Genomic DNA, 8,571 nt, shown 5'->3' on the forward strand with positions numbered 1-8,571 from the left:
TGCCGACGCGACCCTGCACCAAGGCGATTATCGTAAGATCGTCGAGGGCGTGAACGATACCTTGGACGCGGTGATTGGTCCGCTCAACGTCGCGGCGGATTACGTGGATAGAATATCCAGAGGCCATATCCCCGCAAGGATTACCGATAGCTACAATGGTGACTTCAATACGATCAAAAACAATCTTAATACCTGCATCGGCGCGGTTAACGCCTTGGTATCCGATGCCAATATGCTGGCATCGGCTGCTATGGAAGGTCGGTTGTCAACTCGGGCGGACGCCAACAAGCATCAAGGGGACTTCCGCAAAATTGTTGAGGGGGTCAATGAGACATTGGATCGCGTGATTTTGCCGGTTAATGAAGCGGTCGAGGTGTTGTCCTTGGTGGAACAAGGCGATCTGACCCGCACCGTCAACGGCGACTACAAGGGGCAGTTGGCCGATTTCAAAGACACGGTTAACAACACGATTGCCAAGTTGTCGCAAACGATCAGTGAAGTTGTCGACGCCACGAACCAGCTTAGCAATGCTTCCGAGCAAATTAGCTCGACTTCGCAAGCGTTATCGCAATCCGCTAGCGAGCAGGCGGCCAGCGTCGAGGAAACCAGCGCCAGCATCGAAGAAATGGCGGCCAGTATCAATCAAAACGCTGAAAACGCCAAGGTCACCGATGGCATGGCCGGTAAAGCGTCGAAGGAAGCCATAGAGGGTGGCGAAGCGGTCAAGCATACAGTCGACGCGATGAAAGAGATCGCCAATAAAATCGGCATCATTGACGATATCGCCTATCAGACTAATATGTTAGCGTTGAATGCGGCTATTGAAGCGGCCAGGGCCGGCGATCACGGTAAGGGTTTTGCCGTGGTGGCGGCCGAGGTGCGGAAGCTGGCGGAACGCAGTCAGGTTGCGGCACAGGAAATTGGCGAATTAGCCGAGAATAGCGTAAAAACCGCCGAAAGCGCCGGCAAGTTGCTGGACGAAATCGTGCCGAGCATCGCCAAGACTTCGGATTTGGTTCAAGAAATCGCGGCTGCCTCGCACGAACAGTCCGCGGGTGTCGGCCAAATCAACAATGCCGTGAATCAAATGAACCAGATCACCCAACAGAATGCGGCTGCCAGCGAGCAATTGGCGGCGACTTCCGAGGAAATGACTGGGCAAGCCGAGCAACTGCAGAGTTTGATGAGTTTCTTCAAAATAGGACACCGAGAACAGGGTGGTAGTAGGCGCGCCGTGGTTAAGACGCCTCGTAAGGCGACGCCTAGTAGCCAGAGCATGGTAACTTCGGAGCCCGTGGGAAATTACGAGCCTGAATTCGATTTGAACCAATTCGAGCGCTTCTAGGAGGGCATATGGGCACATTGGCAACAAGATCTTCGCAGTCTTTGGATTTGGTCGTAGGACAACAGCTCGCTACGGCCGGCCAGTATCTGACCTTTGTATTGGGGGGCGAGGTATACGCCTTGGGGATATTAAACATTAAAGAAATTATCGACTACGGAAATCTGACCGAGGTGCCGATGATGCCCGTGTTCGTCCGTGGCGTGATTAATCTGCGCGGTAGCGTGGTACCCGTGATCGATTTGCTGGCCCGCTTCGGTAAAGGCGTCACCACGATTGCCAAGAGGTCTGGAATTGTCATCGTGGAAACCTCGGTCGGAGAAAACGACGACAATCGCCAATACCTTGGCATTATTGTCGATGCGGTCAACGAGGTCGTCGAGATTGCAGGACATGAAATCGAGCCGCCGCCTAGCTTTGGTGCTGGCATACGGCCCGATTTTATTAACGGGATGGCAAAGCGAGACAATCGTTTCGTCATCTTATTAAATGTGGATAAAGTTCTTTCGGTGGATGAAATGGCGGCGTTAGGTCAAGCCGCCGATCACATTCCCGGAAATGCGTTCGCCGAATAGCGCACGGAAATGAATAAACCGGCAAACCATTACGGCAATGCCCCGGTATTGCAACACCACGAATTCCTGTGGATTAAGGACTATTTGTATAAGAATGCCGGTATCGTCTTGAATGAATCCAAGCAAGTCATGGTGATGGGGCGTCTGGAAAAGCGCCTGCGTTATTACGACTTGTCAAGCTATACCGAGTATTTCAAACTTTTTACCAAGCCGGGCTTCGAAAACGAACGAGTGATCGCTATCGATTTGTTGACGACCAACGAAACTTATTTTTTTCGCGAGCCCGCCCATTTCGATTTCTTCACCGGTAGCATTTTGCCGCAATACTCGTCCTACCGAAGCTTTCGGGTTTGGAGCGCGGCGAGTTCCAGCGGTGAAGAAGCTTACACCTTGGCGATGTTGTTAGCGGAATACGGCCGCGGCATACAGTGGGAAATACTGGGGACGGACATTTCCACTCGCATATTGGATAAAGCCAAGCGGGGTCTCTACCCTAGCCAGGCTTCCGAGAAAATCCCGCCCGATTTGCTGAAAAAATACTGCCTGAAAGGTACGGGTGAGTACGACGGTTTTTTGTTGATTGATCCGGCGTTGAGACGGAATGTCAAATTCGATTACGCCAATTTGATCGGCAGCCTGCCGGATTTGGGCCAGTTCGACGTGATCTTTTTGCGGAACGTGATGATTTACTTCGACATTGAAACCAAACAACGCCTATTGGAACGGATACTGAAATCGTTACAGCCGGGCGGCTATTTTTTCGTCAGCCATTCCGAGTCCCTGAACGGTTTGAATACCGAATTGCAACTGATTCGGCCATCTATCTATCGTAAATCCGAGAAATCCTAAGCCCCGGTTGCCTGGGCCGAGGTCTCGAACGCGGCGTCGCTTGAGGCGCGGGCCGCTGGGGTTAACACAACAAGGCGTGACAAATGACTTCACCCAAAATCAGAGTGCTGATCGTTGACGATTCGGCAGTCGTCAGGCAAGTGCTGACGGCGTTTTTAGGGCATTGCCAGGAGATCGACGTGATCGGATCGGCGTCCGACCCGATATTCGCGATGGCGAAAATGAATCAGGATTGGCCGGACGTGATAGTCCTGGATGTTGAGATGCCGCGAATGGACGGCATCACGTTTCTCAAGAAAATTATGTCGGTACGTCCCACGCCGGTTGTGATTTGTTCAACCTTGACCGAAAAAGGCGCGGAAACCACGATGCAGGCTTTAGCCGCCGGCGCGGTGGGCATCGTCACCAAGCCGAAGGCGGGACTTAAGAGTTTTCTCGAAGACGATAGCGGCGATATCGTTCACGCGATCAAAGCGGCGGCATTGACCGATATGCGGCGGATGAAAGCCATGACGATGGCATCGCATGCCGCCGCGGTGAAAAGTCATCATCCACTCACGCAGCCGGCGTCGGCGCCTTCCTCATTGGCCGCGACTACCGACAGGCTGGTTGCTATCGGTACCTCGACCGGCGGCACTCAGGCGTTGGAGGTGGTATTGACGCACTTGCCCAGGGTGAGTCCCGGCATTGTGATTGTGCAGCACATGCCCGAGAAATTTACGGGCGCCTTCGCCGCCAGGCTCAATGGAATATGCCAAATCGAAGTCAAGGAGGCCGTTAGTGGCGATCGGGTGATTCCTGGCCGGGCGCTGATCGCGCCGGGTGGTAAGCATATGACCGTGATCCGTAGCGGCGCCCAGTATATTGCCGAGGTCCAGGACGGCCCGTTGGTGAACCGGCACCGGCCGTCGGTGGACGTGTTGTTCCGGTCCGTGGCGAAATACGCCGGGAAAAACGCGTTGGGTATCATTATGACCGGGATGGGCGATGATGGCGCTCGCGGCTTGCGCGATATGTTCGCGGCTGGCGCCCGCACCGCCGGCCAGGATGAAAAGACTTGCGTTGTTTACGGCATGCCCAAGGAAGCGGTTAAACTCGGTGCGGTTCAGCAAGAGTTGCCGCTGGAGTCCATCGCCGGATTGATCGAGCAATACGGAAAAGCCAATTAGCGACACCTTGTAAAAATCTTCGTCGTGGACCGTGGTGCGTCGGCGATAATGGCGGTTTTCCGATGGAGATTAGCTATGCGCTATTTACACACCATGGTTCGCGTCAAAAATCTGGAAGAATCGCTGGATTTTTACCGCGCCAAGCTTGGAATGAACGAAGTACGACGAATGGAAAGCGAAGCCGGGCGGTTTACATTGGTGTATCTGGCCGCACCGGGCGATCTGGTGCAGGCTCGCGATCGGGACGCTCCGTTGCTGGAGCTCACTTACAATTGGGATATCGAGGATTATGCCGGAGGCCGTAATTTCGGCCATCTGGCCTTTGAGGTGGACGACATATACGCGGTCTGTCGGCGCTTGCTTGACCAGGGCGTGACGATTAACCGGCCGCCTCGCGACGGTTGGATGGCGTTCATACGCTCGCCAGACCAAATTTCAATAGAACTGCTGCAAAAAGGTAGTGCCCTACCGCCTCAAGAGCCTTGGGTTTCGATGGCGAATGTCGGCGTCTGGTGAGGTCGAACCGTTTGCCACCGCTTAGTCTGTATATTCACTTCCCCTGGTGTATCCGCAAATGCCCTTATTGCGACTTTAACTCGCATGCGGTGAAGGAAGCGATTCCCGAAGCCGAGTATGTAGAGGCCTTGTTGCGCGATTTGGACAGCGATTTGGAGTGGTTTGGCATGGATCGGCCCGTCGGCAGCATTTTTATGGGCGGTGGCACTCCCAGCTTGTTTTTACCCGCGATGCTGGATCGTTTGTTGGCGGGGATTCGCGGCCGAGTATTGCTGGCCGACGACTGCGAGATCACGCTAGAGGCCAACCCCGGTACCTTCGAAAGCGGCAAATTCCGCGAATTTCGGGGGTTAGGGATCAATCGCCTGTCGATAGGTATTCAAAGCTTTCAAGACCGGCATTTGCAAATGCTCGGCCGGGTCCATTCGGCGGCGGAAGCGACCAAGGCGGCGGAAATTGCGGTGGCGGCGGGTTTCGAGAATTTCAATTTGGATTTGATGTTTGGTTTGCCGGGGCAGAGTGAGTCGGAAGCCTTCGAGGATGTGCGCATGGCAACCGATTTACGGCCCGCGCATATTTCGTTTTATCAGCTTACTTTGGAGCCGAATACTTACTTCCATAAGTTTCCGCCCCGCTTGCCGGACGACGAGGTTATTTTTGCCGCGCAGCAGCGTTGTCAGGATTGGCTGGCCGAGCACGGTTACAGGCAATACGAAGTATCCGCTTACGCCCCCCCCGCCCGGCAATGCCGGCATAACAGTAACTATTGGCGGTTTGGCGACTATTTAGGGATAGGGGCTGGAGCGCACGGTAAGATCAGTCTGGCTTTGCCGGACGACATCGTCCGCACCGCGAAACCGCGAAATCCCGAGCAGTACTTGCGTGAGCCGTGGACTGCCGGCCGAACCCGGATCGAGCTGGAACAATTGCCGCTGGAGTTTGCGATGAATCGCTTGCGCTTGCGCGATGGCTTTGAGTTGAGCGAATTTCAAGCGGTCACCGGTTTGTCCGGCGCGGAGTTAACCTCACCGTTGCGAGCGGGGATGGCCGAAGGCTTGTTGGAGGAGGTCGACGGGTTTTACCGATGTTCGGCGCGTGGTTGGGATTTTTTGGATGTGCTGCTAGAAAAGTTCGTGCCCGGTTAGGGCGCGGTTATAATTCTGGGTTTACTCATCCCAGCCTAGACCCATGCAAGACTATCAATTCCAGTTTATCCGTTACGCCTTGGATTGCGGCGTCCTTAAATTCGGCGATTTTCAACTCAAATCCGGTCGGCGCAGCCCCTACTTTTTCAATACCGGATTATTCAATACCGGAGCAATGCTCGATCGGTTGGGCCGGTTTTACGCTCAGGCCATGATAGGCGCGGGTGTTTCGGTCGATGTGCTCTACGGGCCGGCTTATAAGGGGATTCCGTTGGTTAGCGCGACGGCAATTGCCTACGCCGGAATGCAGCGCGACATCCCGTTTACCTTCAACCGCAAGGAAGCCAAGGATCATGGTGAAGGTGGGCTGCTTGTGGGAGCGCCGCTACGGGGCCGAGTCTGGATTCTGGACGATGTCATTACGGCGGGCACCTCGGTTCGGGAGTCGGTCGATATTATCCGCGCGGCGGGTGCTGAACCCGCGGGAGTCGTCATCGCGTTGGATCGCCAGGAAAAGGGCCGGAATCAGCGGTCCGCGGTGCAAGAGGTGGAGTCGCAGTTCGGTATTCAGGTGTTGCCAATTATCACGTTGGCGGACATTGTCGAATTTATCGAGCGGGAAGCTGAGTATGCCGATAAGTTGTCGGTGATTCGTGAATATCGCGAGCAATACGGGGTCTAGCTCGAAGCGCGGCCGGGCTCTCTCACGGAGAATGGTCTACACTTAGCCCTTACTATCAGCCCTCAAATCGAGTACCGTCAGCACAAAGGCAAGCCATGAGAAATCTGGAATTTAGGGAACAGTTGCATGAGTACGCGCATTGGCGCGAACAACTGATTCAGGCTATCGACATGTACCGGGACTGGCGCATTCGTTATCGCTTCAGCGATCCGCAAAGTACCGACACCTTGTTGAATATTCTGCAGGGCTTGCAAAACGATCGGGTGACATTGGCCTTCGTCGCGGAGTTCTCGCGCGGTAAAACCGAGTTGATTAACGCGTTGTTTTTCGCCGAGACCGGCGTGCGCTTGCTGCCGTCCTCGCCGGGGCGGACCACGATGTCGCCGACCGAGTTGTTTTGGGACGAGAAGGGCGGCAGCTATATCCGCTTATTGAACATCGAAAGCCGTCTGGAAGACATCTCGCTGATGGATTACAAGCGTAATCCGGACCGTTGGACGCAGATCGACTTGAATAACGACTCGCCTACCCAGATGCAGGAGGCGTTCAAGGAGTTGATCGCCACCAAGCGGATTTCGCGGGAAATGGCCGACAAACTGGGCTTATGGAACGAACGCGAAGCGGCGGAGCAAGGCATCATTAATCCGGAAACGGTCGAGGTGCCCTGCTGGCGTCACGCGCTGATCAGTTTTCCGCATCCTTTGTTAAAAGAAGGCTTGTGTATCCTTGATACGCCGGGCTTGAACGCGCTGGGCACCGAGCCGGAGCTAACCCTGAGCATGCTGCCTAGCGCTCAGGCCATCGTGTTCGTATTGGCGGCCGACACCGGCGTGACCAAGAGCGACCTGGAAATGTGGAAGAGCCATGTTTGCAGCTCTCGCGCCGGTTCGCGCCGGCAGGGCTTGGCCGTCGTCATGAACAAGATTGACTCGATGTGGGACGATTTGATTGGCGAGGTTGGTTACGACGCGGCGATACGCAAGCAGATCGAAACCTCCGCGTCCATCCTGAACCTGGATCGTAATGTCGTATTTCCGGTATCGGCCAAGCAGGCCTTGCTGGCCAAGGTCAAAGGCGACGAAGCGTTGTTGCGCAAGAGTCGTTTGGATTTGTTGGAAAACTATTTGTCCGACGATATTCTGGATCAGCGCCGGGATATTTTGAAAGGCGTGGTCGAGAAGGAAATCGGATTTTTAGTCAGCGAATCGGCCAAGTTGATGGAGGCCAAAATCAGCAATGCCAGTAAGCAGCTGGACGAGTTCAAGCAGATGGACTTCGAAAACCAGGAGATGACCGGCAAGCTAATGGCGGAAACCCGCGACCGGCAAAATGCCTACATGGCGAATGTCGAGAACTTCCAGGCCAGTCGTAAGGTGTTTGCGGTGCAAGCCAAGATGCTGATCGATTCGTTTTCCAGGGAAAGAATCGACGACATCATCAAACGTACTCGCCACGATATGAGTAAAAGTCTGACGACTTACGGCATGAAGCAAAACATGCGCAAGCTGTTCGACGAGTTGCGCGATTTGCTGCAGGATTCGGTGGATATGACCGAGGAAACGCGGCGCTTGATTAAGGCCATACACAAGAAGTTTCAGGACGAATACGGCTTCAAGGAAATTGAGCCGCAACTGTTCTCGATCAAGCAATATCAATTCGAGTTGGAGCAGATTTTCGAGGAAGGCGAGGCGTTCCGAACTAGCGCGCGCACCACGATGACCGAGCAAAGCATCGTCGTGAATAAGCTTTACAGTACTTTGATCGCTAAGGCCAGAAACATTTTGCAGCAAGCCCAAAAAGACGCGGTGACGTGGAGCAACAGCGTGTTGACGCCGTTGATGCACCAAATCAAGGATCATAAAAAGCAGATAGAAAGCCGTTTGGTCATGTTGCGTAAAATCAACGAATCCAAAGGCAGCGTCGCCGAAAGTATCGCTCAGTTGGAGTCGGAGCTGGCTCCGCTGCAGCAACAACAGAAGGAGTTGTTGACCATTATCAAAGCCATGCATCTGGATGTAAAGCCGGGTTGATGGCTTGCTCGATCTTGCGATTCCGCCGGCGAGGCGATCCGCAAATCCGTTGGCTAAACGTCAGCCAACAACTGCTGCAAATATTGCCAATCAAAAAATGGTCCGGGGTCGGTTTTGCGCTCCGGGGCAATGTCGCTATGGCCGGCGATATGTTCCAGCGACAAGCCAGGGTAGCTGGCGAATAGTGTTTTAATCGTCGCTGCCAAACTCAGATATTGCTTGTCGGCGTAGGGCTTATCTACCGAGCCTTCCAGTTCTATACC

The 8,571-nt window shown here is 54.2% G+C and carries 9 protein-coding genes; 8 read left to right on the top strand and 1 reads right to left on the bottom strand.

All coding sequences use genetic code 11. The features are described from left to right. From AC3B8H_RS15305 to AC3B8H_RS15340, 8 genes are all read left to right on the top strand, one after another. Positions 1–1,345 (top strand): methyl-accepting chemotaxis protein (locus AC3B8H_RS15305; protein WP_488442409.1); only part of this gene is annotated, 1,345 nt, incomplete at its 5' end. 8 nt (positions 1,346–1,353) lie between these two features. Beyond that, on the top strand, positions 1,354–1,917 hold the full coding sequence (locus AC3B8H_RS15310) for a chemotaxis protein CheW (RefSeq protein ID WP_488442410.1): 564 nt from the start codon (positions 1,354–1,356) through the stop codon (positions 1,915–1,917). Between the two features lie 9 nt (positions 1,918–1,926). Then, positions 1,927–2,766, top strand: coding sequence for a CheR family methyltransferase (locus AC3B8H_RS15315; RefSeq protein ID WP_488442411.1), 840 nt, complete (start codon positions 1,927–1,929; stop codon positions 2,764–2,766). Positions 2,767–2,849: 83 nt separating this feature from the next. After that, positions 2,850–3,935 (top strand): protein-glutamate methylesterase/protein-glutamine glutaminase, encoded by a 1,086-nt coding sequence (locus tag AC3B8H_RS15320; protein WP_488442412.1) that lies wholly within the window; start codon positions 2,850–2,852, stop codon positions 3,933–3,935. A gap of 75 nt (positions 3,936–4,010) precedes the next feature. Next, a complete protein-coding gene (locus AC3B8H_RS15325; protein ID WP_488442413.1) occupies positions 4,011–4,451 on the top strand; it encodes a VOC family protein in 441 nt (146 codons plus the stop codon). Positions 4,452–4,462: 11 nt separating this feature from the next. Continuing rightward, positions 4,463–5,596, top strand: a complete 1,134-nt coding sequence (hemW, locus tag AC3B8H_RS15330; protein WP_488442414.1) for a radical SAM family heme chaperone HemW — start codon at positions 4,463–4,465, stop codon at positions 5,594–5,596. 43 nt (positions 5,597–5,639) lie between these two features. Next, positions 5,640–6,278 carry an orotate phosphoribosyltransferase gene (gene pyrE / locus AC3B8H_RS15335; protein WP_488442415.1) on the top strand — a complete coding sequence of 213 codons (639 nt, stop codon included), beginning with the start codon at positions 5,640–5,642 and terminating at the stop codon, positions 6,276–6,278. A gap of 95 nt (positions 6,279–6,373) precedes the next feature. Further along, positions 6,374–8,308, top strand: a complete 1,935-nt coding sequence (locus tag AC3B8H_RS15340) for a dynamin family protein (RefSeq protein ID WP_488442416.1) — start codon at positions 6,374–6,376, stop codon at positions 8,306–8,308. A 53-nt stretch (positions 8,309–8,361) separates the two neighbouring features. Here AC3B8H_RS15340 and AC3B8H_RS15345 read toward each other — a convergent pair. Then, positions 8,362–8,571, bottom strand: a 210-nt coding sequence (locus AC3B8H_RS15345; protein WP_488442417.1) for an N-acetylmuramoyl-L-alanine amidase, incomplete at its 5' end; no start/stop codon positions are given.

It is taken from the genome of Methylomonas sp. BG-2, from assembly GCF_057766305.1.

Bases quoted from the DNA above. Each gene is read 5' to 3' on its own strand.
- AC3B8H_RS15310 (WP_488442410.1), top strand. From the start codon at position 1,354: ATGGGCACATTGGCAACAAGATCTTCGCAGTCTTTGGATTTGGTCGTA.
- AC3B8H_RS15315 (WP_488442411.1), top strand. From the start codon at position 1,927: ATGAATAAACCGGCAAACCATTACGGCAATGCCCCGGTATTGCAACAC.
- AC3B8H_RS15320 (WP_488442412.1), top strand. From the start codon at position 2,850: ATGACTTCACCCAAAATCAGAGTGCTGATCGTTGACGATTCGGCAGTC.
- AC3B8H_RS15325 (WP_488442413.1), top strand. From the start codon at position 4,011: ATGCGCTATTTACACACCATGGTTCGCGTCAAAAATCTGGAAGAATCG.
- pyrE (WP_488442415.1), top strand. From the start codon at position 5,640: ATGCAAGACTATCAATTCCAGTTTATCCGTTACGCCTTGGATTGCGGC.
- AC3B8H_RS15340 (WP_488442416.1), top strand. From the start codon at position 6,374: ATGAGAAATCTGGAATTTAGGGAACAGTTGCATGAGTACGCGCATTGG.